This window comes from Candidatus Neomarinimicrobiota bacterium, assembly GCA_041154365.1.
GTDB lineage: Bacteria > Fidelibacterota > Fidelibacteria > Fidelibacterales > Fidelibacteraceae > Fidelibacter > Fidelibacter multiformis.
The window spans coordinates 315,237-341,813 of the sequence record AP035449.1 but is presented as its reverse complement, the minus strand read 5'-3'; the positions used below and the strand labels follow the sequence as shown (position 1 = coordinate 341,813).

The window sequence follows — 26,577 nt, the reverse complement described above, 5'->3', positions numbered from 1 at the left end:
GTCCTATTCCTGTATTGATTCATGTGCCTCTTCCCTTTGTAAGCTATCCATTGCCATCTCATCCATCATCGTTTCCAACCCTTGAGTGGAATCCACTACCGTGGTTTCAAGCGTATCGTCAACCGATGCTTCCATCAGTTTTTCAATGATTCGATTCAATTCATTCATGCGTTTTTCGGCGGCATCGGCATATTTGGTGGAAGCAAAACGGTTTTTTACCAACTGATAATAGAACATGGCACTGTCCAGATCAGAGAATGTCTGATCATATTCCAGACCAATCCGGTACATAACCTGGGCCCGGCTTACAGAATCCAGTGATGCCGTATCCAGAAGGGCTTTGAATGCTTTCATTCCCTCCTGTTCCCGAGCCTGATTAAAGTATGTCTCTTCGATATGAAAAATCAAGGATTGGTTTTTTTCCTGTTTCAGGGAATCAGGGTGTTCCCGGCCCAGATACTGAAGACTGAATGGAGAATAGGGATATTCCCGGATTAAACGATTTTTCAACATCTCTGCCCGGAGGGTATCCCCTGTTTCTTTCAACAAGTAACTCCAGGTATTCAGGATCTGGGGAATAAAGGGATTGTCTTTGAAACGGGTTGTCAGGCTCTGGTAAATTCCTAGAGCTGAATCAGGACTTTGAAAATTAAATGCCAGAAACTCCGCCTGTCGAAATTTGTTTTTTACATAATCATTGATCACTTTATCTGTCAGGGACGTATCCTGTTCAACTTCAGGATTCATCAGACCTGGATATTCTTCCTCCAGATTTTGGATTTCATTGTTAAGAGAGACAAATTGTCCGATTTCATTGATCTTACTCTGGGCAAGGGTTGCTTCAAGACAGTTTCGGTCATGCTGCCTCACGGCTACAAAAGCATTCCGGGCACTTTCGTAATCATTTAGCCCATGTAAATAGATCTCACCAAGATTGTAGGATGCTTTTGCTGCCTGGGGTGTATTGGGATAATTTTCAGTCACTGTTTTATGACGTTGAATCGCCTGATCCATTTTATTTTGCTGGGTGTATACCTGTGCCAATTCCAATTCCAGATCGGGGAAGACCGATTGATTTTCTTCGTTTGCCAACATCTCTTTGATCAATTCTTCACTTTCCTCATACATCTCCCGGATCCTGTAAATCTTGGCATACTGAAGCTGAACCCGGGTCAGCATCAAAGGATCTATTGAGATTTCTTCAATTTCCTGTAACACAGACAAGGCTTTCTCCAACATGGACCGATCAATATAAATTTGAGACAATTCAAAGAGTAAATTACTTTTAGATTGGATATCATGAGACATATCCACAGCCTGGTTGAAATATTCGAAGGCCTTTTCATCTTCACCCTCTTCCAAAGCCAGGTACCCGGCAAGAGACATGGCCTCACCGAAAAAAACCTTGTTTTTTGAATTGGAAATAAACTCCTCAAGCATCCGAAAGGCAATATCCTTTTCACCCAGTTCATAGTAACATCTTGCAATCCACAAATGGGATTCAGCATAATAGGGACTTGAAGGGAATTCTATCGTCAAGCGTGAAAACATGGTCCGGGCAATGGTATATTTTTGAAGATGAAAGTTGGATACACCTGCAATGTACATGGCATCATCCACATAATCGGAATCCGGAAAGCGTTCGATGACTTTCTGGGCTTTGAGTGATGCATTTTCAAATGTGGAATAGGTTGCACGGGATATCTTGCCGTCTTTGTTCAGGTCCTCCTCCATTTGGCGCGTCGCTTCAGAAAAATACGTTTTGGCATTGTAAAATGTATTGAAATAGGCACATCCACTAAGAATCACCCATAAAAAAACAAGATTAAGGCGAAAGAGACGCATAGGTAGTCCTTTATTTGTTGACAGAAAATTTCCCATTTATCATCATAAACTTCACGTGTGCGGGTTTTATCAGGGGATTCCCGTTGAGGAAGAGGATATGTGGAGAATATGAATCTCCGGAAGGACTGCTGGTGATATGATCCAGTATTCGGATTCCTGCAGCAGCTTCCAGCTGATGAAGTGTCTTGAACACATGATCAGGGTCTTTATATGTTACCTGCAAAGAATCATACTCCTGGAGTAATTCCACTTCCTGAAGCACTCTGATCATGGGTGTAACACTTGTATCTGTATCATATTCATGGTAATCTATTTCCAGAAGATATCGTTGCCCCGTTGAATCTTCTGTCATGGTAAAAAGGGGAAATACATTGTTTTTCCACTGATACAGTCTTTCTCTTTCACGGGCTGAGCAGGAATGCTCCATGGCATTCACCCTTGGTCTGTAAAGTGATTCTGGCACGCTCTCCTGAAAAATCATAAGTCCTTTAAGAGAGAAAGTTCCCGGGTAGACCAATTCCAACACATCTCCTGAACGAATATCCGGACCGTCGGGATAAAGAACAAAGGATATAATTCCTTTCTTCAGCATCGACTGGTATATTTCCCGAAGTTGCCACTGGGGTAATCCTGTTTGCACGTAGGGATAACAACTATAAGAACTGTCAAGAACCCTGGGAATCCAGAAATTTTCCAGAGCCGGAACCATCCAGAAGCGGCTCATATCCAGGTAGCCGGATTTTTTCTCAAAGGATAAAACGGGAAATGTTTTACCTGATGTAACAGCCCACATCTCGCCCGGGGCACTCCATTGACCTTCCCCTCTGTAAACATGGCCACATCGAATGTATAGGGTATCTTCGTTTTCAGTCCGGGCTGATACGCCCAGCATCATAAGCAGCAGAATTGCAGATATACATTTACTGAACATATAAACCTTCAATAACCAGGTGATCACAAGGTCCTTCTACTCCTTTAAAAACAGCAAAGGATGCAGAATATCCCGGAACCAGGAGGCCAAAACGATGATCAATTCCCAGGAACTCAGCGGGAAGGACTGTCGTCAGCTGGAGAAAAACTTCCCGGGAAAGTCGGTTCGCTTTCAGGATCGAACCGGACATTCCGTAAAACCAGGACTCAGAAAACCGGAGACCTGTATTCCCCAATGTTTCAAACCAATCTGATTCAGCCGGTTTTCCCTTTTCATAAATTTTAAGGTCTTCATAATTGAGGATCAGGCGTGTATTTTCAAAAATCATATCGGGATGCAGGCTTTTTTCCCGAACCACCCAGACAGCTTTCCAGTCAGCACTCTGAATAAGGGTTTGAAATTCCGGAATCCACATACCGGGAATTTCATCCCACCAGATTTTACCGGGATCCCGGAATTGAAAAGGTAAGCTTAAACGGCAGGAATCCTCCGGCGTTTTGGACAGATAATCGAAAATTTGCTGATACAAAGCATGAATACTGCCATCTTCTTTAGGGATTGAAACACGGAGCCCCAGAGTATCCGGTTCTTGAAGGTTTCGGACAGTCCTCAGTAAAATATAGGGGGGTTCTTCCGCAAGATAGAGTCCTGCCCCCCGGTGAATCATCACCGAATCAATCGTAGCGGTATCCTGGCTGGAGTAAAAATTTAAATCAATCATGGCCGGTATGATATGGAGGGTCGTATCAACATCTTCCAGTTGCACCCGCCGGACGGAGATAATCCGGTTTCCCGAATAAGCCAATTCACCGGGAAACACATCACCGTTCCCCCGGTGGATCCAGCCGCTTATTTGATCCCGGGGAAGGGCTAAAAGGTATGCAGAAAAACACACGATCAGGCAACCGGCCCGAAAAATAAATTTCATGTATCAATTTATAAAGCTCCATGAGATGAAACAACGATTCAGAAAGGTAGAAAGACACAATTCAGGGGAAAGAAGCAGATAAAAAAAAAGCTCTCCGACTGGCGGACAGCTTTTTCATGATTTATTTCGAGAAAAGGATCAGCGTACTTCTTTGATCCGGGTTGCCTTGCGTCCTTTCAGCTTGCGGATATAATACAATTTCGCTTTACGGACCCGTCCAATAGAAACCCGCTCAATTTTTGCGATGTTTGGTGAATGGACCGGAAAAATCCGCTCTACACCTACACCATTGGAAATCTTCCGTACGGTGAACGTTGCATTGATACCTGTCCCTTTACGGGCAATACAAATTCCTTTAAACTGCTGAATTCTTTCTTTTTCCCCTTCCCGGACTTTTACATCCACCACCAGTGTATCGCCGGCTTTAAACAGCGGAATATCATCGCGCATCTGATGAGAAGCGCTGGTATATAGTTTATCCATCACATACTCCCTTTACTTTCAATCTTTTTTTTGTTCACTGAGCCATTTATGATACAAGTCCGGACGTCTTTCTCTTGTTTTTTTTATGCGTTCTTCCTGCCGCCATGTTTCAATTCTTGCATGGTGACCACTCAGGAGCACGTCCGGGACCTTCAAATCTTCAAAAACTTCAGGTCTGGTATACCAGGGACAATCCAGGAGAGGATGGGAAAAGGAGTCACTCAAAGCCGAATCCAGGGTACCAATCACTCCGGGAATCAGGCGGATGACAGCATCAATAATCACCAGTGATGCGATTTCACCTCCTGTAAGGACATAATCACCAATGCTGATTTCGTCGGTGACCCACACATCCCTAACCCGTTGATCGATCCCCTTATAGTGGCCACAAATCATGAGCAGGTAGGGTTCCTGAGCAAGGTCTTCAGCCAAATCCTGTGAGAAAGGTACACCATCAGGGGTGGGAAAAATAATCCGCGGTTTTTCCGGTTTTACGTTATCCAGGCAGTGGCGGATTCCAGAAAACAGAGGCTGGGGTGTCATCACCATCCCGTCTCCGCCGCCAAAGGGGTAATCATCGGTTTTCCCGTGTTTATTTTCCGAAAAGGACCGGATATCATGGGGTTCAATGGATACAATCCCTTTTTCGGCAGCAATGCGGGCAATACTGCTTTCAATCACCGGGACCAACATGTCAGGAAAAGTTGTGAGAACATCAATCTTCATCCAGGAGTCCTTCCGGTAAATCCATGATGAATTCCTGTTTATCCTCATGGATATCCACCAGGAAATCATCGGTGAGTGGAATCATTTTCTCATCTTCACCATGTTGTATAATCAGCATATCCTGGGCCGGCCAGGATTCAACTCTTAATATCTTTCCCAGAAAATGTCCCTGTCTGTTTCGTATGCCATACCCGGTATACTGTGCATACTCTCCTTGCGGATCTTCCGGCTCAGGCACTATTTCAGCCGGTACAAAAAGGGAGGCTTGCCTTAATTGATCCGCTGCATCCCGGTTAGCCACCTGTTTCAACCCAAGAATAATCTTTTTCGGTTGGATGGAAAGGCTGTGGATTTCACTGACCTCTTCTGCTGTGGAACCATGTCCCCAGTACACATATTTCAAAGAGCGCAAAAATTCTGTATCGACATTCTCGAGTCGTATTAGAAGCCTGCCTTCAAGTCCAAACGGTTTAAGGACAGTACCGATTTTTTTGAAGGACATTTTTCACATCATCTGGCAGTCGAAGATTAACGATCGATGATATCGAGCGTTGCCCTGCGATGTCCGGCTTTGGCGGAAACGGCAGTCAGGAGAGTTCTCAGAGCCTGGGCTGTCCGTCCGTTTTTCCCGATTACCTTACCTAGATCCGCAGAGTTGACAGACAGCTCGAAAATGATGTTATTCTCGCTGTCGATTTGACTGACCTTCACATCCTCAGGGTGATCAACAAGATGCTTTGCGATGAATTCAACGAACTCTTTCATTGTCTACCTCGCTCTTAAGGATTCATTCACGATTCAGTTTTTTCTGTTTCTGTTTCAGCGTCTTCTGCTTTATCTGTATCAGCTTGTTGTCCTGATTTATCATCCTCTGCTTCCTCAGAAGCGGCGTCTTTTTCAACCTTTTCTTCAGCCTTTTCCTCTTCAGCAGGTGCTTCCGTCGTCTCTTCCTGAGCAGCGGCTTTTTCCTCTTCAGCAGGAGTTTCAGTTACCTCTTCTTCTACCTTTTCTTCGGCAGCTTCTTCAACAACTGTTTCTTCTGCCGGTGTCTCAACATTTTCAGTTACCGTTTCTTCCGCTGTTTCTTTTTCAACAGGTGTGTCTGCTTCGGTTTCTTCTTTCACAGGTGCGGCTTTGGATGTTTTTTTATCTTTGGATTCTTTTACCGTTTCTTCCGCTTTGGCCTTTTGGGCCATCTCCCATTTCTGGATTTCCACTTTCTTTACGTCTTCGGATTTGCAGTTCCGTAAGTGCCATTTCAGCATAATACCCAGTTTGGATAAAAGGTTTTTGACTGTATCTGAAGGTTGGGCTCCCTGCTCCAGCCAATGCATGATCCGGTCTTCTTTGATATTCACACGGTTTTCATGCTTCAACGGATCGTAAGTCCCTACCTGTTCGATAAAACGGCCATCACGACGGCTTCTGGAATCTGCAACAACGATCCGAAAATACGGACGGTTCCGTCTACCCATACGTGTGAGACGAATTCGAGTTGCCAAATTTTTCCTCCTTAAAACTGTCCCCGGGGCATGTTAAAGCCCTTTCCGGGTAATTTCATTTTATTCATTTTCTTCATCATCTTCTTCATCTGTTCGAACTGATTTAACAATCGGTTCACATCTGAAACCTGCGTACCACTCCCCCGGGCGATGCGTTTCCGGCGACTGGCATTGATCACCTGTGGCATTTCCCGTTCTTGGAACGTCATAGAATTTAAGATAGCTTCCGTTCTAATGAAATGATTTTCATCAACTTGGACGTTTTTTAAACGGCTAAAGCCCGGGATCATCTCCATTAAAGACCCCAGGGGGCCCATTTTTTTCACCATTCTGAGCTGTTTTTGAAAGTCTGTAAGGGTAAACTGATTCTTTCGAAGTTTTTGCTCCAGTTTTTCCGCTTCTTTTTCATCCACGGCCTCCTGGGCTTTTTCCACCAGCGAGACAATATCCCCTTTTCCCAGGATCCGGTCGGCAAAACGGTCTGGATAAAAAGGTTCCAGATCCCCCGGTTTTTCACCGGAAGATATAAATTTCACAGGTTTGCCAGTCACAGATTTAATTGAAAGTGCGGCACCGCCCCGGGTATCTCCGTCCATTTTAGTCAAAACCAGTCCGGTCACGGAAAGCTGTTGATTAAACTCATGGGCAGAGTTCACCGCATCCTGTCCGATCATCCCGTCGGCCACGAAAAGAATTTCACGGGGATGCAGGAAGTTTTGGAGAGATTGCAGTTCGCCCATCATCTTTTCATCAATATGCAGTCGGCCAGCCGTATCCACAATCACCACATTGGTATTGTCCTGACGTGCTATATCCATTGCATTCCGACAAATTGTCAAAGGATCCACACCCTTTTCAGCATGTACGGGAATGCCTGTCTCAATGCCTAATTTTACAAGCTGATCAATGGCTGCGGGCCTGTACACGTCAGCAGCTACAAGTAAAGGCCGTTTTCCCAAGGATTTCAGGTGTAACCCCAGTTTGGCTGCCAGGGTGGTCTTCCCTGATCCCTGCAGACCCACAAGCATCAGCACGGCAGGGGGAAGTCCTCCTAAATTCAGGGGAATATGTTCTTCACCTAAAATACGTGTCAGTTCTTCATGGATGATTTTGATGATCTGCTGACCGGGAGTGATGCTCTTCAATACCCGGACCCCCAGGGCTTTTTCCGTCACGGTCCGGATAAAATCACGGGCAACGGTAAAATTGACATCCGCTTCCAAGAGGGTTCGGCGGACTTCCCGCATGGCATCCTGAATATTGGATTCCGTGATCGTTCCCTGACCCCGGAGCTTCTTTAGAACACCATCCAGATTTTCACGCAGTTGTTCGAGCATCTTTCTTCCTTTTCAGCCGGGAAATATACAAAATCAAAAGACTTGCGGAAAGTATGATTTCCACACGCTGACTAACGATCCCACTCATCCTTTCACCTGAACCATGGCCCGGCACTGTTAAAAAACAGAATCAGCTGATTTCATCCAAAAGTTTTTCAACTTCTTTGGCTTTTGTTGTCCGTCCGGCCCGTTTATAGCGCGTGATAGATTCTTCAAAATAGTCAGCAGCTTTATCCAGGTTTCCCAGTGTTTTCTGTTCCATACCGGCTTCTCTCAGATAGAGGGCCGATTCTTCCCACCGGCCGTCATTTTTCAAGGCTTCTGCCATTTTCTCAAAATCAATGTCCGATTCTCCACTGCCGGCACTGGGTTCTTTCCCTTCAAGAGCCCCTTCCAGAGACGGGATAAGTTTTTCATAAATGGCAGATTTTGCCTGGACATCATAAGCTCCGGCATCAATAAAGGATTTCCGGATGTCTATGGTCAGTTCACCGGTAAGAGCAATCACCGGGACTTTTTCATTAATTTTTTTCATAAGCCGGAGGGTTTTGATACCGTTAATACCAGGCAGGTTTTCATCCAGAAGCACGACATCCACCTCTTCGGATTTTTCACGAAAAATGTCAATGGCAATTTCCCCTGTTTCCGCCTCCAGGAAACGAAAACGGTCATTCCCCAGATAATCAATCAGGGTATCCCTGAGGAGCTTTTTGTCATCAACCAGTAATATTGTCTTTTGCATTTCTATCTCCTATGATTCAATATTCTTAAAGGATAATGTAAAAGTTGTTCCCACATTTTCCTGACTTTTCACCGAAATGGTCCCTCCTGAATTCTCAACAGCTTTCCGGCAAATCAGCAGACCTAAACCAGTACCGGTCGTAGATTTCCAGCGGGTGTAGTCAGGCCGCCAGATTTTATCAATCACATCTTCAGGGATGCCGCAACCTGTATCTTCCACCTCAGCGATAACCTGACCTCCCTTCCGGCGGGTCCTGAGGGTGAGGGTTCCTTTGCCTTCCATCGCCTTGTAGGCATTTTCAATCAGATTGAGAAAGACCCGTAATAAATCCTCTTCCGAAGCGGAAATATACAACGGTTCATCGGCAAAATCCTCCTGAACCGTCACTTCCGGATTCTCATGGACCTTGGATTCGGCAAAAACCCGGATAGCCGATTGAATAATTTGAGTCAGATCCACTTTTTTCTCATGGGTTTTATCAATAGAAATGGCATTCCCCAGATGCTTCAGTTTTTCTCCCAGTTCCTTGAAAAATTTCATCAGGTCAATGATGCCTGAGATACGTTCATCACTCTCATTGACCAGTTCGTTCATTTTACCTACTTCCTCAATGAGCTGTTCTGCCTTTACATCACCTGTCTCAGGATTCACAAGGCCATTCACCCGGGTACTGCTGATTTCCTGGAGCTGGTTAATTTTCCGCCGGAGGGTTTGAAGCCGGAGCATAAGGGATCCATAATACGACCCGGACATATCGTGTCCTACGCTTTTGACAATCAACTGGGATTCTTCAATGGCTTTTTGCCGCTCTTTCCGGAGTTCTTCATTTAACAGCCGTTCACTCTGCCAGTCAAAACCCCGCTTGATCCGTTTGACAAATTCATCGGGGAACTCGACAACTGCCGGTTTCTGAATAAAATCCCTGGCACCGTATTGCAGGGAATCCACGGCGTTTTCTATGGTGATTTCACCTGTCAGAACAATGATATAGTTCCGATTGATCAAAGACCGTTTGTTCAGTTCATTAAGGACTTCAATGCCGCTCATGCCTGGCATTTTCAGGTCAAGGAGGACAACCCGGTATTCAGAACTTTCCAGTCTCCGGATCGCTTCTGCACCGTCCAGGACATATTCAACCTTCCAGTTTTCATCTTCCAACAGGTCAACGATACTTTCACAAAAGGCCAGACTGTCATCTACAATCAGAAGGTCACTATCAAACATTTTCACCTCCGGCAGGAATACAGATGGTAATTGAGACCCCGTTTTTTTCAGGCTTCAAATTTATTATTCCCTGATAATTATTGTGAACAATTTCTTTGGCTACGGTGAACATAAACTGCTGGGGGGTAACCACTTCGCTGCCGTCCGGCAACATGGAAATGGCCGATCCAAACGCCTGCATCGATACGTTATCTTCCGAAATAATATGGGTCTTTATCATGTGGGATTCATTATCATAGGTCACTTCGATATGAATAAAACCGTTATAGTGCTGCAATTGAGAAATGGCAATCAGAAGAAGATTGATCACCACTTCCATCATCTCGTTCGGTTCTACAATGACTTTTGGTATGGCCCTCTCAGCCTGGCGGTCCCTGTAGACCGTGATTTTTTTTCGGATGATCTCATCGCTGAGGAAAAGCAGGCTTTCGTCAATAATATCACTCCAGGTTTTCCGGACCTTTAAAAATCCGGCTTTGGTTGAAAATTCCTGTAAGACCTTGATGCCACTGGCGACTTCTGTAAGCTTTTCTTCGATCACTCCCAGGCGTTTTAAAAAATCTTCCGGCTTCAGTGCTTTCTTCCTTTCAATCATCCGCTTCAGGTTAAGTACATTGAGCTGGGCTGTTGTCAGGGGATTGATTACCTCGTTGGGCAGGCGGATTGCCATGGTTCCAAGAGCTGTCAACCGCTGGGTTTTAAACATTTGAATGGCAGAGGTTTTCATGCTTTCCAGATATTGGAGATTTTCGATGGCAACTGCCAGCATATCGGCAAGGACGGCAATATACTTTTCATCATCTTCCGAAAAAATAGTTTCATCACCAGGATATTTGGCAATTTTATTATAAAGTTTAATGCATCCGATGACATCACTCTTCATGGCGATGGGACTCCCCAGAAAAGCCAGGCGGTCACCATGTTTCAGATTCCGCTTCATTTGAGACCTGTATTTTCCTTTATACCTGGGAAAGGTGAGGACGTTATTCAGGCGGATGATGCGGTTTTCCTCCACCAGAGTCCCTGTGAGCCCTTCACCGATCTTATGCTCCGCCTTATTGATCAAATCTTTTGGGATACCATGACCTGCTCTTAATACGAGGACATTCCCGGTTTTTTCCTTCAGAAGGTAAATTTCACTGGTTTCAGCCGAAAAAGTCCGTGTTGCGGCTTCAGCCACAAAATTCAAAAGATCCGTCTGGTTATAGTGGGTATGCAGGCGGGTGCCGAATTCCATCAAGAGTTTAAAATAATCGGCTTTTTTCCGTTCCTGCAGATAATGATAACTGTTTTCCAGGGCAATACTGATATATCCTGCAATGTGAATTAATAGGTCCTGATGGGTTTCATCAAAGTTATATTCATTGCTGGATGCCCGGATCACCCCGTAAAAACGTCCGCTTTTGGATACAATGGGAACAGCCAGATATGATTTGGCAATACGGCGGTCACCATCCGAAAATTTATTGATCCAGTTGATCTCTTTCCCATGTTCTTTTTTCAAATCATCCACAGATTTCCGGTCAAAATCCTGAATCAACAAAGGTTTCTGAAATTTAAAAACCCATCCTGTAAGTCCTTCTCCCCGGCTATACCTGACGGTTCCGGCATCGTGAACCTGTTGACTTGTGGTTTCAGCCAGTTCAATACAATCTGTCCCTTCATTATACAGAAAAATCGTACACCCTTTGGCATTCAACATTCGGGAAATCTGCTCCACACTTTTACGGAGAATCTCTTCCGGTTCAAGTTCCGTAAAAATATTCATCAGTCCTTTCAACTGGGAAATAGACAATTCCATAGATGTCCTAACCTTTTGTAAATCAGGGATTATTTTGAGTCATTTTCAACCAGGCAGAGGCTTCCTGATTGCCAGGATTTATTTTAAGAGCCTGTAGCCAGTATTTCCGGGCTTCATCTGGGCTGGATTGTTCCCATTTCAGGATGCCCAGGGCAATCAGTGCTTCCGAGAGATTGGGGTTGGTTTCCAGGGCATTAAGGTAATAGGTTTCTGCCAATAAGGGTTTATTTTGGGACAGATAGTATTTACCAAGCCAGTAATTTCCCCAGCTTATCCAGTGATAAGAATCGGGATTGATATCCAGGGCATTACGGAAAGCCCGGGTTGATTCCCGGAACAGGTCCTTATTTTTTAGAATTTCAGCCTGAACATAGTACGCCGCCGGCAACCAGAAAGAGATATTGTAAGCTCTGTTATTCCGGCGATACACCTGGGACCAGTAAACCGTCGCCCGTGCTACATCGAATGTATGCCAATAGGCTTTCCCCAGGAGATACCTGGCCTCTGTATGATCCGGATCCAGACGAATGACTTCTTCAAGGTGTCGGATGGCGTATGTATACTGCTTCTGGTCCATGTAAATTTGTCCAAGACTTAAATAGAGTTTAGGTGAACGACTGTTTCGTGTAATGGCTTTCTGATAATATGTTTTTGCCGTTTCATTATGCCCCCTCTGCCAGGCAATTCTCCCCAGACCCTCATAAGCATCAGGATAGGAAGGATTCAATTGAATGACTTCTTCATACAGGGATTGGGCACTGTCGATCCGGCCCGTTTCCATCAACAAACCAGCCAGATTCAGTCTGGCCGGCACATTCCGGGGATCCAAAAGAAGTATTTCAGCATAAGCCCCAAAGGCCTGTTCATATAAACCAAGCTGCTGATAGATATCTCCGGCCTTAGACCAGTAACGGGCATTTCGGGGGCCCAATCTCAGGGCTTCCAGGATCGCATCTCTGGCGGAAGGATAATTTTTCTGTGCTTCCATATACAAAGAGAGGTAATAATGCAGTTCGGGGTCATCCGGATAATGCAAAAGGGCTTTATCCAGGCGGGTTTTCACTGTCTGCCAGTCTTTCTCCTTCACTGCCTTTTCAACCCGCTGCCGTTCACTCATACGGTCCACCGGGACCGGCATTTCATCCAGACGGGATTCGAGGGATTCAATTCTCCGGCGATAGGCTTCGATTTCCCGTAAAATGTCCTCCGGTGTCTTAGGCGCAGCGGATTCTGCCTGTTTCAAATCTTTTTCCATATCCTGAATAAAGGACCGGATCTTTTTCCACTGTTCAGCCATTTTTTTATACTCTGCCTGAGTCTTGGCAGATGATTCAGTATCGGCTAAAACCCTGATTTTTTTTGCATCCTGCTTTAACATATTCAGAATACGGGTGATGGCTACTTTTTCTTTACTGTCAGAAGGATAGCCTTCCACCTTTTTGGAAAAGGAAACTGCTTCCTGATACAGAGTTTTCAGGGCTGTGGTCATCTGATCTGTCGTCACCGCATACAGTTGTGTTATAAAAAACAGGGATATGATCATCCCCAAATGTCCGGCACGTCGAAAAAAAGAATTTTTAATCATTGGTTTTTGTCCTGTGTGTGTGAACAAATGCTGGCAGTCATGATAAAACATATTAAATAAATTATCTCATCATTTCAAGGAAATAGAAAGGGATGAAAAGCAAGACGCCTTAAAAGAAAAAGAAGTTTTATGACTCTTTTGTATGAAAGGGCTAATTGAACAAAAGGGAGTTTCAGGATTGGCGGTTTCTCTACATTAGTAGGAATTTTTACATCAATACCTAACTTGGTATGGAAACATAATAGTCATAGTTTACCTCATCCTCTTTTTCTATGTGCTCCCACTATAATCATTACCACAATTCTCGTAAGTTACTTCATGGTAAATATTATAACAGCCGGTCTGTCGTATATAACTCCTGTTTATTTAATCCCTGCTCAGAGTAATTTCAGGTTTTTCATATTGTCGATAAGATTTTTTACATGATTGGCAGAGACCCGGAATGCTTTTTTTTCTTCGGAGCTTAGAAGAATTTCCACAATTTTTATAACTCCGGATTGGGCCAGAACAGCCGGCACGCCCATATACAGATCATGGAAGCCATATTCTCCCTGAAGAGAGGCACAGACTGGTAAAAGCCTGTGTTCGTCCCGAAGAATGCTTTCAGCCATGGCAACCGCCGCAGAGGCAGGTGAATAAAAGGCAGATCCGGACTTCAGGAGTCCAACAATTTCGCCTCCAGCCATACGTGTCCTATCTACCATGGTTTGCATGACATGCTGAGCTTTTTTTTGATCCCCATATTTTTGAATCAGCAGATCCATAACCGGAATTCCATGGACATTTGCCGAGTGAATCAGAGGGATCATAGAATCACCGTGGCCCCCTAAAACCATAGCATTTACATCTTTGACACTTATATTCAGTTCTTGTGCAATAAATGTACAAAAACGTGAACTATCCAAAACACCCGCTTGTCCCATCACCCGTTTGACGGGAAACTCTGATACTTTTTGAAAAAGTGTCACCATGGCATCCAGGGGATTGGAAATCAGAATAACAATGGCATCAGGAGCATATTGGCGGACATTTTCAGCAACAGACCGGATAATTTGACTGTTAACCTTTAAAAGATCGTCACGGCTCATTCCGGGTTTTCGAGGGACACCTGCCGTTACAATCACCAGATCTGCTTCCTGAATATCCTCATAGGTGTTGGTCCCCAGGATGGAGACATCAAACCCGTCAATCCGGGATGCTTCCTGCACATCCAGTGCTTTCCCCTGCGGTAAATCTTCGACTATATCATAAAGGACAACATTCCCCAGTTGGCGTAAAGCTATCAGATGGCTAATGACGGTCCCAATTTGCCCGGCACCGATAACTGCAATTTTAGGTCGAGACATCCTATACCTCCCTTTCACGTTATCTGTCAATGTAAAAAATTTTAGAGAAGAGAAGAATGGGAGATTGGCTTCTTGATCCAATCTTTTGACGGGTAAAGGGACGAATAGCTGGACGATTTAGGTGGAAAAGTAAAAAAGCCTGCTTCCGCAGGCTTCAGAAAAAAGAATCTATGAAAAAAGTCAGTTCGGCAGGATATTGATTTTCTTACGCCCTGCAGAATTTGTAAAATTCACAAATCCATCTGCAGTGGCAAAAATCGTATCATCCCCGCCGCGTCCTGCATTTTCACCGGGCCAGAATTTTGTCCCGCGCTGACGGACAATGATCGTTCCGGCTGTGACGAATTCACCACCGTAACGCTTCACGCCCAGGTACTTGGGGTTACTGTCCCGACCGTTCTTGGTACTTCCTAATCCTTTTTTATGTGCCATAATAAATTCTCCCTTAAGCCACGGCGATGTCGTCTATTTTCACCAGAGTAAAATCCTGGCGATGCCCGTTTTTGGATTTAAACCGTTTGCGTCGCTTCTTTTTGAAAACAATAATCTTTTTATCCCGGCCGTGATTCACAACCGTTGCCTTGACAGAAGCTTTATCAACATACGGTGCGCCGACTTTTACTTCCCCATCTGATTCCAAAAACATAACGGAATCAAAAGCCAATTCTGCTCCGGCATCCACTGCCTGAAGGGGAATTTTTACTTCTTCGCCGGGCTCTACCTTGTATTGTTTGCCAGATATTTCTACAATCGCGTACATCCTTTAGATCCTCCAGATTTCATAAGCTTATAAAATTACACACAGAAAAACCAGATGTCAAAGAAATTTTAATCTATCCCCGCAAAGTCTTTCAAAGCCACTTTTTTTTCCTGAAAAAAACCACCATTATACTCCCTACTCCAATCATAAGAAGCCAGACGAGGGGGTAACTCCATTTCCAGCTCAGTTCAGGCATATACACAAAATTCATACCATAGATTCCGGCAATAAAGGTGAGAGGAATGAATATAGTTGAAATAATTGTAAGAACCTTCATCACTTCATTCATTTTATTACTCACGCTGGACAGGTAGGTGTCCAGCATGCCGGATATAATATCCCGGTAGCTTTCAATCGTGTCAATTATCTGAATCGTATGGTCATAAACATCCCTGAGGTATACTCCGGTTGATTGTTGAATCAGAGAGGATTCACTCCGTTCCAACCCGCTCAATAGTTCCCGGAGAGGCCAAACAGATTTCCTGAGATAGATCATTTCCCGTTTTAAGCGATGAAGTGTTTGTAAAATATCATCTGTGGGATTTTGAACCAGTCTTTCTTCAAGCGCTTCAATCCGATCCCCCATTTTTTCCAACACCAGAAAATAATTATCTACAATCGCATCAATCAAAGCATAAGCCAGATAATCGGGGCCCAGGGTGCGGATACGACCTTTATGTTGACGAAGGCGATCCCTGACCGGTTCAAAAACATCCCCCGGTTTTTCCTGAAAAGTGAAGAGAAAGTTTTTACCCAGAATCAGACTCACCTGCTCCGACTCTACAGATTCTGTTGATTCCTGATATCGAAGCATTTTAAGGACAATAAAGAGGATGTTTCCCGAATCCTCCATTTTGGGCCGCTGGTTCACACTGAGAATATCCTCTAGTATCAAAGGATGAATGGTATAGTATTTTCCCAATTTTTCAATGAGGGTCACATCGTGCAGACCGTTGACATTCACCCAGGTAACTGTTGGTAAATCTTTAAAGGGAAAGGCTTTTTCAATATCTTTCAACTCTTTTTCATGGATAGAGTCGCTGTCGTAGTCTATCAGATGGATCTCCACCTGATCCATCTTCTGTTCCCCGGTAAATATAAGTGTCCCCGGTGGTAATGCCGTTTTTCTAACTTTTCGCTTATGGTTGATTTTCATCCGCAGTCACCCTTATTAAAGTCTGTTTAAATTATTCCATTTCAGATGTGGTATGATTCGTCGCTGGTTGGGTATTTTCCTGTATATCTTCATAGAAACGTCCCATACATACATGGACAAAGGGGGCCAGCCACAGGAAGCCGATTCCTGCCGTGAGGACGCAAAGCAATGCCAGACCCAAAAAACGAAGCCACAAGTAAAATAATTTCATTTTATATCCGTTCATCATCATACGGCTTTTCCGGATAGCCTCCATGGGTTTGAGTTCCGGATGATCAACCAGAATAAAATATGTTAATGAATAAGAAAGGGCAAATATCACACCTGGAACCACCAGCAAAATGAAACCGACACCAATAATCACCATCAGGACTATATTTACAAGAAAAGCTGTCCCGAAATGGTTAAACCCCTGAAACAGCTGTCCTGCTGAGGCATCCTGGCGACGTGCAAGTGACAATGAGAAGATAGCCGCACCCAGACTGAATGGACCGGCCAGTAAAATCCATAGGAGTGAGCCTGATTCATGGGTTCCGTTAAGTGCACCGATAATAATCATATAGATGAAAAAAACACCCACAGCAAGTCCCCAACGTCCGGACAGAAGATCCCGCGTTTCACGGATCAACACAACGTTTTCCTTTACCATGTCAGATTTTTCCTATGTTTAAATTTCATTATTTCTATCAATCTACTCTCTACGGTCTCATAAATCAAGATGGAATTTTTTGAGGATATGTCAGAATTTCAAAAACCACAACCAGTGGCAGATGATCAGAGGCTGGAGATTGCAGTATCGTACTTTTTACTGGTTTCAGATGAAAATAACTATCCGAATGATCACGATAGAAAATATAATCAATACGCCTTTCAGGCGCCTGGGTTGGAAATGTAAATCCGGAGTCATGACCCGTTTCATGCCAGGTATCCTGAAAAGATTGATTTATTTTTTGGATGGAAGAGCTTTCCGGTATATCATTAAAATCCCCGGCGATCACCAGAGGATATTTAAGTGTGTCTGATTTTTCGACAAGAGTTGTTGCACTCTGCTTTCGTTCCGTATCATCCGGCCGGTGATCCAAATGGGTATTCCAAAACGCAATGGTCATTCCCTGACAATGAATCATTGTTTGTAGTAGTCCCCGTTGTTCACCTTCAAGATATGGTGGAAAATGCTCGTTTGTCCATGATTCAATGGGATAAGCCGACAGGATACCGTTGCCATACCCACCACCCTGAAATGAGAGATTTTGTCCGAAAACCCATTCCATATCCAGTTTTTCAGCAAGGTATTGCATTGTATGAAGGCCCTGGACTCTTTCAGTTTTCACATCCACTTCCTGGAGAGCCACAAGATCCGCTCCCGATTTCCGGATAAGATCAACAATCCGGTCCAGATCCAAAGCCCCATCCACCCCTTCTCCATGGTGTATATTGTAGGTCATAATTGTGAGATATTTTGGAGGAATCGATTCCCGTTTTCCAAACCAGGCACAGGAAACCAAAAGCAAAGACAGGGTGAAAAAGATGATTGTTCGTTTCATAAGTGTAAGAATTTACATTTTAAAGTCGATAGTCGATAGTCATTAGTCGGCAGTCGGCAGTCGGCAGTTGACAGTTGACAGTTGACAGTCGGCAGTCGTCAGTCGATAGTCGATAGTCGAAAGTCGAAAAGTCGATTGACTAGATTGGTTTGATTGATTTGATTGACACACCAGGAGCGAAGCGACGCTAACTTCAGACAGGCCGCAGCCTGTCCCTACATCTTCCAGCTTCCAATTTCTTATTAATGATTGATTAGATTCTTTTGCTGATCAGAATATGAGATTATAAGAGAAATCCGATATATGATTTCGCTTAGGTAACGCCCCCCACCCCGGGGGTAAAATACAGCAAAATCCTGCACGAAGCAAGATAATATTATTATTTATATAATTGGATAATTATGAATAGTGAATGATAAATTGAATGATGAATGATGATCCCACTCCGAAAAGTCGACAGCCATGCTCGGGTACAGGCGTTATGACAGGCGTCAAATAGTCTATAAGTCTTTGATAATCAGTAATATAACTTGATATTGTTGATAAAATATTGTAAAATATGAGCAATATTTTAAGAGGCAAAGATGTTCAAAGAGACAGAGTCCAGTCGGCCGGTAGAGTTGTTTGGTGATGTAGAGAACCTGTTAGAATGGAACAAGAAGAAGCTGAAGAAATACCGTGATGAGACGCGATGGCACAATCAATTCCGGTGCATGGTCTATGATGTCATTGACGAGACGCCTTACCGGATATTGTTTGATGCGCGGATGGGCGCACCGAATGCCCCAGTAAAACAGTTGGTATCCATGATGATTATCAAAGAGCTGTTTCGCTGGAGCGACAGTCAGTTATTTGAGCAGTTTGAGTTTAATGTTTTGGTCCGTCGCGCCATCGGAATCGACACGCTCACGGAAGATATCCCGGTTCCCTCCACCTATTACTTATTCCGAAAGCGGATCTATGAGCATGGTAAAGAGACGGGCGAGGAATTGCTGGAAGAGACTTTTTCCCAGATAACGGAAGCACAAGTTCGTGAATTCAAGGTGGATGGACGGCGTATCCGGATGGACAGCAAATTACTGGGGAGCAATATAGGCTGGTACAGTCGTTATGAGTTGGTCCACAAGAGTTTTGAGATGTTTTATCGGGGGCTAACCAAGAGTGATAAGCGTTTTCTACAGACGCGGTATCGGACAGAGATCAGTCGTTTGTTGGGAGAAGAGGCAGAGAAGGTTGTCTATCGTCATAACCGTGATGAAGTCAATGAACGCCTAGTGCGTTTAGGTGAATTACTTTATATGGTCATCCGTCATTATAAGGGAAAAAAGGAGGAATCATTCCGGGTATTGAAGCGGGTCTTTGAGAACCAATATGAGGTGAATGAAGAGGAGAAGATTATCTTACGCCCGAAGGAGAAAATCCCCCCGGATAGTGTTCAATCGCCCCATGATCCGGACTGCACCTATCGGGGCAAGTCAGGAAAGAAGGTGAAGGGGTATCATGCGAATGTGACAGAGACCTGTGGAGAGGACTTGCATTTAATCACGGATATCCGGATAGAGGCCGCCAGTTGCGGGGAGGCCCGTTTTTATAAAGAGGCGGTGGAAGGCAGTGAAAGAGTCACGGGTCAAAGGGTAGAACATGTGCATGCTGACGGGGCTTATTACAGCGAAAGTAACAGCCGGTACTCGGAAGAAAGAGACCTTGATTTTGTGGTGACCGGAATCAAAGGAAGTGAGCCCCGATATCTGATCCATGAAACACACGAAGGGTATGTTGCCGTGGACCGCGAGAGCGGGAGCGTGTATGAACTTCATAAAGCAGAGACGTATCAAGACTCGGAAGAAGCACGATATTATATCCGAACAGACTCCGGCCGGAAATACTTTAGCAGTCTGGCCATATACACTGCTTTGCAACGTCAAAAACTGATATCCCGTCCTGAAAGAGAACTGCAGATCCGTAATAACGTGGAAGCCACGATTGGTCATTTTGCTTATGGACTTCTGAATAATAAAACACCCTACCGTCGAAAGCAGAAACAGCAGATGTGGGCTTATTGCCGGGCGATGGCGGTAAACATCAAACGAATCGCGGGATACGTACGTCCAAAAAAGCCGTTTGAAGAGCAAAAAGCAGCATTATGTGCACAAAAGGTTCAAAACACAGTCCCATCCACCCCTTGCTTTTTCATTTTTTCCTCAATCGGTCGCCATCTGGCTAATTTTTATGGCTTTTTCCAATCCAATCCCTCGATTTATCCGAAAACCCCCGTATTTATACAATTATAACCGTATTTTTTAATGGGGTTTTCGGAGGAGGCTCAATGATGATTTTGTGAAATAGGACTCCCAATCAAAATTGGAAATTTCACCGGATGAATTGGGTAACGTAGGTCTATGCACCTTCCTGTCTCTCGCGATCCAATCTTTGTTTCTTGCTATTCAATCAAATGAATCATGTATAAGAAGTCAGAACCTGGAAGTTCGCGTTGATTCACATCTGATGTCCCTATCAAATCAATCACCCAATTTTTCAGGTGGACACCCGGGATTACCCTTCACACTCCTCCATACCATAGTTCCCTTGTACCCTCTAACCAGTGTTATTTCGCGCCTTTTCCCACACCGCGGAATGCGCACCCGAGTCCCAGATACTGACGTATTTTTGTGTCACTGATAAAATCAGAACAATCGACAATCAGAGGTTTGGTACCTGTCATCGACAGGATCTCTTTCGGTTGAAGGTCTTTATATACTTTGTGCCCAACGGCAAAAATAACGACCTCCGCATCTTTCAGGGCTACTTTCAGGTCGGTATATAAAGGGACATTTTCCATTTCAGGCCAGAAATCCACATAGGGATCATGAGCTTTGACTACCGCCCAGGCTTCATTAAGGAATTTCACCAGTGTCGCTGAAGGAGAATGACGTGTATCCCCCAATTCCTCAAGATAAGAGACTCCCAGAACTGTAATTTTAACATCTTTCAAATCAGGGATGACTTCCTGTATGAGTTCTATGGTGTGAAGAGGCATTGTGTCGTTAATATTGACTGCCTCGATGGCCATATCCAGCATATCGTCAATACCGAAAAGGCTTTGCATGGACCAGTTTGCAAGTACGGGATCTTTGGTCAGGCAATAACCGCCCACGCCCAGACTGGGACGGAGAAGATTGTCATGCGTGCCTTTGCGTTTCCGGATTGCATTCCGGACTTTAAAAATATCCACACCAATTTTTTCTGCAAACCGGGCCCATTCCAGGGTAAGGGCAATATTGGTCGCCCGGTAAGAATTTTCCATGACTTTCGCCATTTCAGATGCATTGGTATCTTCCAGTTCCGTCAGGGGAAAGTTTTTCACATCAATTACACGTGATAAAAATTCCTTTGCCCGCCGTTTACTTTCGGCGTTCACTCCGGAATACACACGCCAGAAATCCCGAATGGAACTTACATATCTGGCCCCGGGCATTACCCGTTCGTAGGAATGGGCAATGAGTGGGGGATTTTTTTCAATATCCATACCCCGGCGGGTGAATTCTTCCTCCATAATCGGTTTCACAACCCGTTCACAGGTCCCGGGAGGCACCGTGGTTTCCACAAGGACCAGGCAATGTGGCTGAATATGTTTTCCAAGATTACGGATACCGTCTCTGAAAGCCGCCAGGTCGCAAAAACCCTTTTCCGCTTCACCAAAAGCAGGCTTTGTGGCATCCAGCTGGATATCTACCACCACGACATCTGCCACTTCAAAGGCTTCATTTCTGAAAGTCGCTCTGAATGTCTTTTTCTGGGATACTGTGGATTTAAATATCCGATCCACTTCGGCATCAGATGATTTTACAGGCGGTATGCCCCGGTTGATTTTGTGAACTTTCCAATAGGAACGAACAGAAGCCCGCTGTTGGCCATGGACAAAATACCAGGGTTCACCTTTCTCATTTTCAGAATCAGCAACGACAGCCGCCATAACACATCCGACAAATCCCATTCCCTGAACAGCCACAATTTCACGGCCGAGTTTTCGCTGCTCTTCCGTAATCCGTAAAACCTCTTCCCGTTCCTTTAATCCTTCTTCCTCTGTTGGAAGCAGAAATTTTTCACCGTCCGGTGAGACAGAAAACTTTTGCATGGAAAACTCCTTTTAAGTTTCCCGGACTGACGTCCGGTGTTAATTATCTTTATAACGGTGCGGTTTCGAGTCGCTGATTTTCCATTTTGCCACCTCTTCTAAAATCGCCTCTTCACCTTCAATTTTCTTGTTTTTCATGAGAAAACGTCCGTTGCAAATGACCGAATCGATACAGGAGGAATCGGCGCTGTAAACCATATCAGACACAAGGTGATAACCCGGTACAAGGCGCGGATTTTTCAAATCCACAAGAATGGCATCAGCCAGATATCCGACCTCAATCACACCGGCATGGAGGCCAAACGCTTCCGCTCCTGCGCGGGTTGCCATGTGAAACACTTTTTCTGCCGGCAACACGGTGACATCCTCCCAGGCATGCTTTGCCAAAAGGGATGCGGTTTTCATTTCTCCCATCATATCCAGGCAATTATTGGAGGATGCCCCATCGGTCCCTAAAATCACCTGTAAACCTGCTTTTTCAGCTGCCGGGATATCAAATGATCCATTGCTCAGTTTCATGTTTGATACAGGCATGTGAACCAGGGTCACACTTTTACGTTCCAAAATCTTCCGTTCTCTGTCTGTCAGATGAATACCATGGGCGGCAATGGTTTTCGGGGTGAGGAGTCCTATCTTGTCCAGATATTCCACCGGCCGGCATCCATGGGTTTTTAGACAATCCTCTACTTCTTTCTGTGTCTCACTGAGATGAATATGAAAATACAGATCATACTTTTCCAGGATGGAATGAATTGTATCCAGTGTTTCGGGTAAGACACTGTAAATAGAATGTGCGTTCAGGGATGGAATGAAGAGATCAGAATACGATTTCATTTCCTGTAGAAAGTCTTCCCGGTCTTTCTGTTGAGAAAGCCGACTACCGGATTCATAGGCATCCAGGGCAATTGGCCCTGTACATATTCGCATTCCCATATCGGTAGCTGCTTTGATTACAACTGGGGGATTCCAGTACATGTCATTGAAAAAAACGGTGCCGGAACGTATCATTTCCAGACAGGCCAAGCGGGCTCCGGCTTCAATGTGTTTTGGAGTAAATGCAGCTTCGGCAGGCCAAATATAGTCATCGAGCCATTCAAAGAGAGGCAAATCATCGGCATACCCCCTCAGTAATGTCATGGCCGCATGGGTGTGTCCGTTATAAAAAGCCGGAAGAATGGCTTTCCGGCCATGGCATTCCATGATTTCACCAGCAGGTTTATTAATTTTTTCATGAATCTGTTGAATGAAGCCATTTTCAATATAGACATCAACGATTTTGTCTTTATGGACAACTTCCTTGATAAGTAATGATGTCATGATACATCCTAACTATGAATTATTTATGAATCTGAAGGTAACTCTGAATTTTTGGGCCACAACAGGTACAGAGCAGCGATGAAGAGTCCGGCATTTTCCAGAATTTTCCCCCACCCCACTTTCTGGCTGCCGGGTCCAAAGCATCCACAATTGATATCAAGTCCACGAGCCATGGCAATAGCAACCATCAGAATAAAGAATGCCATCAACCCGGCTGAAATCCAGGCAGATGCCCGTTGAAGAAAGGGAATCCATAGACCGAAACCGATAAAAAGTTCAAGCATGATGAGCCAGATTGCCAGAATATGGAGGGGCTCAGGCGGGAAAAGCCGGTAATTCATAATATCCCTGACGAAGAGATGTGGATTGACCAGTTTAGAAAAACCGCTGACCAGAAATACGACACTGAGAAGAATCAGACAGCCAATTTTCAATACCGTATGTACTTTCATTCAGAAAGTTGTCCCTTCATCTTTTTCTATAGGATTATCTTTTTCTAACCAGAGTTCCCATCCTCCAAAAAAGTAATAAACTTCCGGGAAGATGAAGGCCAGTTTTTCCGCCAGATGTATACTCGACATGCACTCATCTCCGTCACAATAGGTAATGACCCTGTGAATATCCTGCCTTTGTTCCAGGCGGGACAGAGAGGCATCTCCTTCCTCATCGGGAATATTCACTGCTCCGGGAATATGTCCTTCCAGATAAAGCTCCCGGCTTCGGGTATCCACTAATAAGGTACTATCCATGACTATCAGTCTTTGAAAGGTATTATAATCCACTGCATGTGCCATGCCGGGATTTATCAGCGTATACGTTTTATCATCCCCTACAAGTTCCTTTGTCTCCGGAAACAGGGGAAAATCTGTCATGATAAAATGAAATCCTGTCAGCAGGGTAACGGCAGCAAATATGGTCAGAATATCCCGAATATCTTTCCGGGTAAGTTCTGGTAAACGCATTAATCATCCAGTGTATGAATTATCAGACCACTCCGGAGTTTCGGTTCAAACCAGGTGGATTTCGGTGGCATCAGTTTTCCTGCATCGGCAATGGCCATGAGTTCTTCCACAGATGTGGGATAAAGTGCAAACGCTACTGCCATATCTCCTGAATCCACACGTTTTTCCAGTTCAGTCAGTCCCCGAATCCCCCCCACAAAATCCACCCGGTCATCGGTGCGGGGATCTCCGATATTCAGAATAGGAGACAGCAGATTTCGATGGAGAACCGATACATCCAGACGATCCACAGGATCCGTCTCATCAAATATACCGGGGCGAGCTTTCAACGTATACCATTCACCTTTCAGATACATGCCCACACGATGCTTTTCTGCTGGTTTTGCTGCCTGGGCGCAACACACTTTTTTTACATCAAATTTTTGGGATACTTTCTTTACAAATTCTTTTTTCGGTAATCCGTTTAAATCCGTCACGACCCGGTTATAATCAAGAATTTTTAAATGGTTATGGGGGAAAAAGACTGCCAGAAACCAATTATATTCTTCTTCTCCAGTGTGTTTGGGATTGGCTTCCCGGCGTTTTTTACCCACCATGGCAGCTGATTTGGACCGATGGTGCCCATCTGCAACGTAGGCACAGGGAAGGGATTCAAAGGCATTTCCCAGAGTCTGAAGCATTTTCTGATCCTCGATAATCCACAGGGAATGGGTCACTTCATCCGGTGTTGTAAAGTGATACACCGGTTTTGCCTGTCTTACCTTATCCAGGATTTTATCGATGGACTCACTGGCCTGATATGTAAGAAAAACCGGTCCCGTATTAGCATTGGTCGTTTCAACGTGCCGGATCCGGTCCTTTTCTTTCACCTCCCGGGTGAGTTCATGGATCTTAATATTTCCTTCGAGGTAATCATCCACATGGACAGCAGCGACCAGTCCATATTGAGTGTGGTCACCCATTTGCTGACCATACAGGTATAACAACGGTTTTTCATCACGGATGAGCCATTTATTTTGTATAAAGTTCCGTAAGTTTTCAGCTGCTTTTTCATAAACCCGGGAATCATAGGGGGAAAGATCCCCGGGCAGGTCAATTTCCGATTTTACCACATGGAGAAAAGAGTAAGGATTACCTTCCGCTTCTTTCCGTGCCTCTTCCGAATTTAACACATCATAGGGTTTTGAAGCAATCTTTGCCTCCAGTCCCGGCTGTGGACGGAGTCCGCGAAACGGTTTGATACGAACCATAACCCTGACCTCCGGAATTGATTAACTTTTTTTCAATGCCTCCACAATCTTGGTGGCGATTTCAATACCAACCCGGTCCTGGGCCTCCACTGTGCTTGCTCCGATATGGGGAGTGGCACTGACTTTTGGATGAGAGACCAGTTCCAGATTTTGAGTCGGTTCTTCTTCATAGACATCCAGACCGGCGCCGGCAATTTCTCCGGCATTCAGGGCATTCAGCAGGGCTTTTTCATCCACTACCCCGCCCCGGGAACAGTTTATGAGATAAGCTGTTTTTTTCATTTTTTTCAGTGCCGGGGCATCGATCAGCGGTTTATCCATTTTGGGGACGTGCAGTGATACAAAATCTGATTTTTCCAGCAGTTCATCGAGAGATACTTTGGTTACCGGTAATTTTGTTTCTACATCAACGACATCATACACCAAAACTTTCATTCCCAGGGCAATCGCTTTTTCCGCCAGTAACCGTCCAATTTTACCACATCCTACAATTCCCAGGATCCGGCCATTTACTTCTATGCCCTTATATTTTTTCTTTTCCCATTTCCCTTCCCGCATGGTGATATTTGCCAGATGAATAAAACGGGACAAGGCAAAAATATGAGCCAAGGCCAGTTCTGCCACAGAAGCAGAGTTGGCGCCGGGTGTATTCAAGACGGGAATTCCCTGGGATTTGGCATAGGCATGATCAATATTGTCGATACCGGCTCCACCCCGGGCTATCACTTTCAGGTTTTTTCCGGCGTCAATAACATCTTTCGGTACCTTTGTGGCAGACCGGACCAAAATGGCATCAAATGCCGGAATCTTTTGGATCAATGCTTCCGGTTCAAAATGCTCAATCACACATTCATGTCCCGCATGTTCCAATATTTTCCGACCGTCTTCGCTGATTCCATCGGTGATCAGAATTTTCATACACGTCACTCCTTTATCGTTATTAATGATCCAGCTCCTTCAGGAAAGTATTATAAGGTAACGAAAAAAAGAGGAAAATACTGTC

The 26,577-nt window shown here is 44.6% G+C and carries 26 protein-coding genes; 1 reads left to right on the top strand and 25 read right to left on the bottom strand.

What is annotated here, in order from left to right:
- Window positions 1-3: 3 nt before the first annotated feature.
- The 19 genes from strainIA91_RS01445 to strainIA91_RS01355 all read right to left on the bottom strand — a co-directional run bounded on the left by strainIA91_RS01445 (window position 4) and on the right by strainIA91_RS01355 (window position 17,910).
- The gene (locus strainIA91_RS01445; RefSeq protein WP_400167318.1) at window positions 4-1,845 is read right to left on the bottom strand and encodes a tetratricopeptide repeat protein; all 1,842 of its coding nucleotides are present in this window, start codon (window positions 1,843-1,845) and stop codon (window positions 4-6) included.
- 10 nt (window positions 1,846-1,855) lie between these two features.
- Window positions 1,856-2,776, bottom strand: coding sequence for a hypothetical protein (locus strainIA91_RS01440; protein ID WP_400167317.1), 921 nt, complete (start codon window positions 2,774-2,776; stop codon window positions 1,856-1,858).
- A complete protein-coding gene (locus tag strainIA91_RS01435; RefSeq protein ID WP_400167316.1) occupies window positions 2,766-3,704 on the bottom strand; it encodes a hypothetical protein in 939 nt (312 codons plus the stop codon). The genes strainIA91_RS01440 and strainIA91_RS01435 overlap by 11 nt, the downstream gene beginning before the upstream one ends.
- A gap of 138 nt (window positions 3,705-3,842) precedes the next feature.
- Complete coding sequence (gene rplS, locus strainIA91_RS01430; protein ID WP_400167315.1) at window positions 3,843-4,187, bottom strand: 50S ribosomal protein L19; 345 nt, start codon at window positions 4,185-4,187, stop codon at window positions 3,843-3,845.
- 18 nt (window positions 4,188-4,205) lie between these two features.
- Window positions 4,206-4,913: a tRNA (guanosine(37)-N1)-methyltransferase TrmD gene (gene trmD, locus strainIA91_RS01425; protein ID WP_400167314.1), complete on the bottom strand. Its 708-nt coding sequence runs from the start codon at window positions 4,911-4,913 to the stop codon at window positions 4,206-4,208.
- Entirely contained in the window at window positions 4,903-5,415 is a 513-nt protein-coding gene (gene rimM / locus strainIA91_RS01420) for a ribosome maturation factor RimM (RefSeq protein ID WP_400167313.1), read from the bottom strand. The genes trmD and rimM overlap by 11 nt, the downstream gene beginning before the upstream one ends.
- A gap of 26 nt (window positions 5,416-5,441) precedes the next feature.
- Complete coding sequence (locus tag strainIA91_RS01415) at window positions 5,442-5,678, bottom strand: KH domain-containing protein (RefSeq protein WP_400167312.1); 237 nt, start codon at window positions 5,676-5,678, stop codon at window positions 5,442-5,444.
- Between the two features lie 26 nt (window positions 5,679-5,704).
- Complete coding sequence (gene rpsP / locus strainIA91_RS01410; RefSeq protein ID WP_400167311.1) at window positions 5,705-6,415, bottom strand: 30S ribosomal protein S16; 711 nt, start codon at window positions 6,413-6,415, stop codon at window positions 5,705-5,707.
- An 11-nt stretch (window positions 6,416-6,426) separates the two neighbouring features.
- Window positions 6,427-7,752: a signal recognition particle protein gene (gene ffh / locus strainIA91_RS01405; RefSeq protein WP_400167310.1), complete on the bottom strand. Its 1,326-nt coding sequence runs from the start codon at window positions 7,750-7,752 to the stop codon at window positions 6,427-6,429.
- A gap of 130 nt (window positions 7,753-7,882) precedes the next feature.
- Window positions 7,883-8,494 (bottom strand): response regulator, encoded by a 612-nt coding sequence (locus strainIA91_RS01400; RefSeq protein WP_400167309.1) that lies wholly within the window; start codon window positions 8,492-8,494, stop codon window positions 7,883-7,885.
- 9 nt (window positions 8,495-8,503) lie between these two features.
- Window positions 8,504-9,718 carry a sensor histidine kinase gene (locus strainIA91_RS01395; RefSeq protein ID WP_400167308.1) on the bottom strand — a complete coding sequence of 405 codons (1,215 nt, stop codon included), beginning with the start codon at window positions 9,716-9,718 and terminating at the stop codon, window positions 8,504-8,506.
- Complete coding sequence (locus strainIA91_RS01390; protein ID WP_400167307.1) at window positions 9,711-11,519, bottom strand: GAF domain-containing protein; 1,809 nt, start codon at window positions 11,517-11,519, stop codon at window positions 9,711-9,713. The genes strainIA91_RS01395 and strainIA91_RS01390 overlap by 8 nt, the downstream gene beginning before the upstream one ends.
- A gap of 22 nt (window positions 11,520-11,541) precedes the next feature.
- Window positions 11,542-13,104: a tetratricopeptide repeat protein gene (locus strainIA91_RS01385; protein WP_400167306.1), complete on the bottom strand. Its 1,563-nt coding sequence runs from the start codon at window positions 13,102-13,104 to the stop codon at window positions 11,542-11,544.
- A 377-nt stretch (window positions 13,105-13,481) separates the two neighbouring features.
- Entirely contained in the window at window positions 13,482-14,450 is a 969-nt protein-coding gene (gene mdh, locus strainIA91_RS01380) for a malate dehydrogenase (RefSeq protein ID WP_400167305.1), read from the bottom strand.
- A 180-nt stretch (window positions 14,451-14,630) separates the two neighbouring features.
- Entirely contained in the window at window positions 14,631-14,882 is a 252-nt protein-coding gene (gene rpmA, locus strainIA91_RS01375) for a 50S ribosomal protein L27 (protein WP_400167304.1), read from the bottom strand.
- Window positions 14,883-14,895: 13 nt separating this feature from the next.
- Complete coding sequence (gene rplU / locus strainIA91_RS01370) at window positions 14,896-15,210, bottom strand: 50S ribosomal protein L21 (RefSeq protein ID WP_400167303.1); 315 nt, start codon at window positions 15,208-15,210, stop codon at window positions 14,896-14,898.
- A gap of 91 nt (window positions 15,211-15,301) precedes the next feature.
- Window positions 15,302-16,366 (bottom strand): magnesium/cobalt transporter CorA, encoded by a 1,065-nt coding sequence (gene corA / locus strainIA91_RS01365; RefSeq protein ID WP_400167302.1) that lies wholly within the window; start codon window positions 16,364-16,366, stop codon window positions 15,302-15,304.
- A gap of 31 nt (window positions 16,367-16,397) precedes the next feature.
- Window positions 16,398-17,015 (bottom strand): DUF975 family protein, encoded by a 618-nt coding sequence (locus strainIA91_RS01360; RefSeq protein WP_400167301.1) that lies wholly within the window; start codon window positions 17,013-17,015, stop codon window positions 16,398-16,400.
- A gap of 64 nt (window positions 17,016-17,079) precedes the next feature.
- Window positions 17,080-17,910, bottom strand: a complete 831-nt coding sequence (locus strainIA91_RS01355) for an endonuclease/exonuclease/phosphatase family protein (RefSeq protein WP_400167300.1) — start codon at window positions 17,908-17,910, stop codon at window positions 17,080-17,082.
- 584 nt (window positions 17,911-18,494) lie between these two features.
- Here strainIA91_RS01355 and strainIA91_RS01350 point away from each other — a divergent pair.
- Complete coding sequence (locus tag strainIA91_RS01350; RefSeq protein WP_400165908.1) at window positions 18,495-20,201, top strand: transposase; 1,707 nt, start codon at window positions 18,495-18,497, stop codon at window positions 20,199-20,201.
- A 314-nt stretch (window positions 20,202-20,515) separates the two neighbouring features.
- On the opposite strand, the gene strainIA91_RS01345 is transcribed toward strainIA91_RS01350, so the two are convergent.
- Genes strainIA91_RS01345 through strainIA91_RS01320 form a run of 6 tightly spaced genes read right to left on the bottom strand, consistent with a single transcriptional unit; the run spans window position 20,516 to window position 26,492 of the window.
- Window positions 20,516-22,045: a nucleotide sugar dehydrogenase gene (locus strainIA91_RS01345; RefSeq protein ID WP_400167299.1), complete on the bottom strand. Its 1,530-nt coding sequence runs from the start codon at window positions 22,043-22,045 to the stop codon at window positions 20,516-20,518.
- Window positions 22,046-22,084: 39 nt separating this feature from the next.
- Entirely contained in the window at window positions 22,085-23,362 is a 1,278-nt protein-coding gene (locus strainIA91_RS01340) for an amidohydrolase family protein (protein WP_400167298.1), read from the bottom strand.
- Window positions 23,363-23,385: 23 nt separating this feature from the next.
- Window positions 23,386-23,814 carry a MauE/DoxX family redox-associated membrane protein gene (locus tag strainIA91_RS01335; protein ID WP_400167297.1) on the bottom strand — a complete coding sequence of 143 codons (429 nt, stop codon included), beginning with the start codon at window positions 23,812-23,814 and terminating at the stop codon, window positions 23,386-23,388.
- Window positions 23,815-24,324 carry a rhodanese-like domain-containing protein gene (locus strainIA91_RS01330; RefSeq protein ID WP_400167296.1) on the bottom strand — a complete coding sequence of 170 codons (510 nt, stop codon included), beginning with the start codon at window positions 24,322-24,324 and terminating at the stop codon, window positions 23,815-23,817. It lies immediately after the preceding gene.
- Window positions 24,324-25,574 (bottom strand): DUF1015 domain-containing protein, encoded by a 1,251-nt coding sequence (locus tag strainIA91_RS01325; RefSeq protein ID WP_400167295.1) that lies wholly within the window; start codon window positions 25,572-25,574, stop codon window positions 24,324-24,326. The genes strainIA91_RS01330 and strainIA91_RS01325 overlap by 1 nt, the downstream gene beginning before the upstream one ends.
- Window positions 25,575-25,595: 21 nt before the next feature.
- Complete coding sequence (locus tag strainIA91_RS01320) at window positions 25,596-26,492, bottom strand: D-2-hydroxyacid dehydrogenase (protein WP_400167294.1); 897 nt, start codon at window positions 26,490-26,492, stop codon at window positions 25,596-25,598.
- Between the last annotated feature and the right edge of the window lie 85 nt (window positions 26,493-26,577).

Bases quoted from the DNA above. Each gene is read 5' to 3' on its own strand.
- strainIA91_RS01445 (WP_400167318.1), bottom strand. From the start codon at position 1,845: ATGCGTCTCTTTCGCCTTAATCTTGTTTTTTTATGGGTGATTCTTAGT.
- strainIA91_RS01440 (WP_400167317.1), bottom strand. From the start codon at position 2,776: ATGTTCAGTAAATGTATATCTGCAATTCTGCTGCTTATGATGCTGGGC.
- strainIA91_RS01435 (WP_400167316.1), bottom strand. From the start codon at position 3,704: ATGAAATTTATTTTTCGGGCCGGTTGCCTGATCGTGTGTTTTTCTGCA.
- rplS (WP_400167315.1), bottom strand. From the start codon at position 4,187: ATGGATAAACTATATACCAGCGCTTCTCATCAGATGCGCGATGATATT.
- trmD (WP_400167314.1), bottom strand. From the start codon at position 4,913: ATGAAGATTGATGTTCTCACAACTTTTCCTGACATGTTGGTCCCGGTG.
- rimM (WP_400167313.1), bottom strand. From the start codon at position 5,415: ATGTCCTTCAAAAAAATCGGTACTGTCCTTAAACCGTTTGGACTTGAA.
- strainIA91_RS01415 (WP_400167312.1), bottom strand. From the start codon at position 5,678: ATGAAAGAGTTCGTTGAATTCATCGCAAAGCATCTTGTTGATCACCCT.
- ffh (WP_400167310.1), bottom strand. From the start codon at position 7,752: ATGCTCGAACAACTGCGTGAAAATCTGGATGGTGTTCTAAAGAAGCTC.
- strainIA91_RS01400 (WP_400167309.1), bottom strand. From the start codon at position 8,494: ATGCAAAAGACAATATTACTGGTTGATGACAAAAAGCTCCTCAGGGAT.
- strainIA91_RS01395 (WP_400167308.1), bottom strand. From the start codon at position 9,718: ATGTTTGATAGTGACCTTCTGATTGTAGATGACAGTCTGGCCTTTTGT.
- strainIA91_RS01390 (WP_400167307.1), bottom strand. From the start codon at position 11,519: ATGGAATTGTCTATTTCCCAGTTGAAAGGACTGATGAATATTTTTACG.
- strainIA91_RS01385 (WP_400167306.1), bottom strand. From the start codon at position 13,104: ATGATTAAAAATTCTTTTTTTCGACGTGCCGGACATTTGGGGATGATC.
- mdh (WP_400167305.1), bottom strand. From the start codon at position 14,450: ATGTCTCGACCTAAAATTGCAGTTATCGGTGCCGGGCAAATTGGGACC.
- rpmA (WP_400167304.1), bottom strand. From the start codon at position 14,882: ATGGCACATAAAAAAGGATTAGGAAGTACCAAGAACGGTCGGGACAGT.
- rplU (WP_400167303.1), bottom strand. From the start codon at position 15,210: ATGTACGCGATTGTAGAAATATCTGGCAAACAATACAAGGTAGAGCCC.
- corA (WP_400167302.1), bottom strand. From the start codon at position 16,366: ATGAAAATCAACCATAAGCGAAAAGTTAGAAAAACGGCATTACCACCG.
- strainIA91_RS01360 (WP_400167301.1), bottom strand. From the start codon at position 17,015: ATGGTAAAGGAAAACGTTGTGTTGATCCGTGAAACGCGGGATCTTCTG.
- strainIA91_RS01355 (WP_400167300.1), bottom strand. From the start codon at position 17,910: ATGAAACGAACAATCATCTTTTTCACCCTGTCTTTGCTTTTGGTTTCC.
- strainIA91_RS01350 (WP_400165908.1), top strand. From the start codon at position 18,495: ATGTTCAAAGAGACAGAGTCCAGTCGGCCGGTAGAGTTGTTTGGTGAT.
- strainIA91_RS01345 (WP_400167299.1), bottom strand. From the start codon at position 22,045: ATGCAAAAGTTTTCTGTCTCACCGGACGGTGAAAAATTTCTGCTTCCA.
- strainIA91_RS01340 (WP_400167298.1), bottom strand. From the start codon at position 23,362: ATGACATCATTACTTATCAAGGAAGTTGTCCATAAAGACAAAATCGTT.
- strainIA91_RS01335 (WP_400167297.1), bottom strand. From the start codon at position 23,814: ATGAAAGTACATACGGTATTGAAAATTGGCTGTCTGATTCTTCTCAGT.
- strainIA91_RS01330 (WP_400167296.1), bottom strand. From the start codon at position 24,324: ATGCGTTTACCAGAACTTACCCGGAAAGATATTCGGGATATTCTGACC.
- strainIA91_RS01325 (WP_400167295.1), bottom strand. From the start codon at position 25,574: ATGGTTCGTATCAAACCGTTTCGCGGACTCCGTCCACAGCCGGGACTG.
- strainIA91_RS01320 (WP_400167294.1), bottom strand. From the start codon at position 26,492: ATGAAAATTCTGATCACCGATGGAATCAGCGAAGACGGTCGGAAAATA.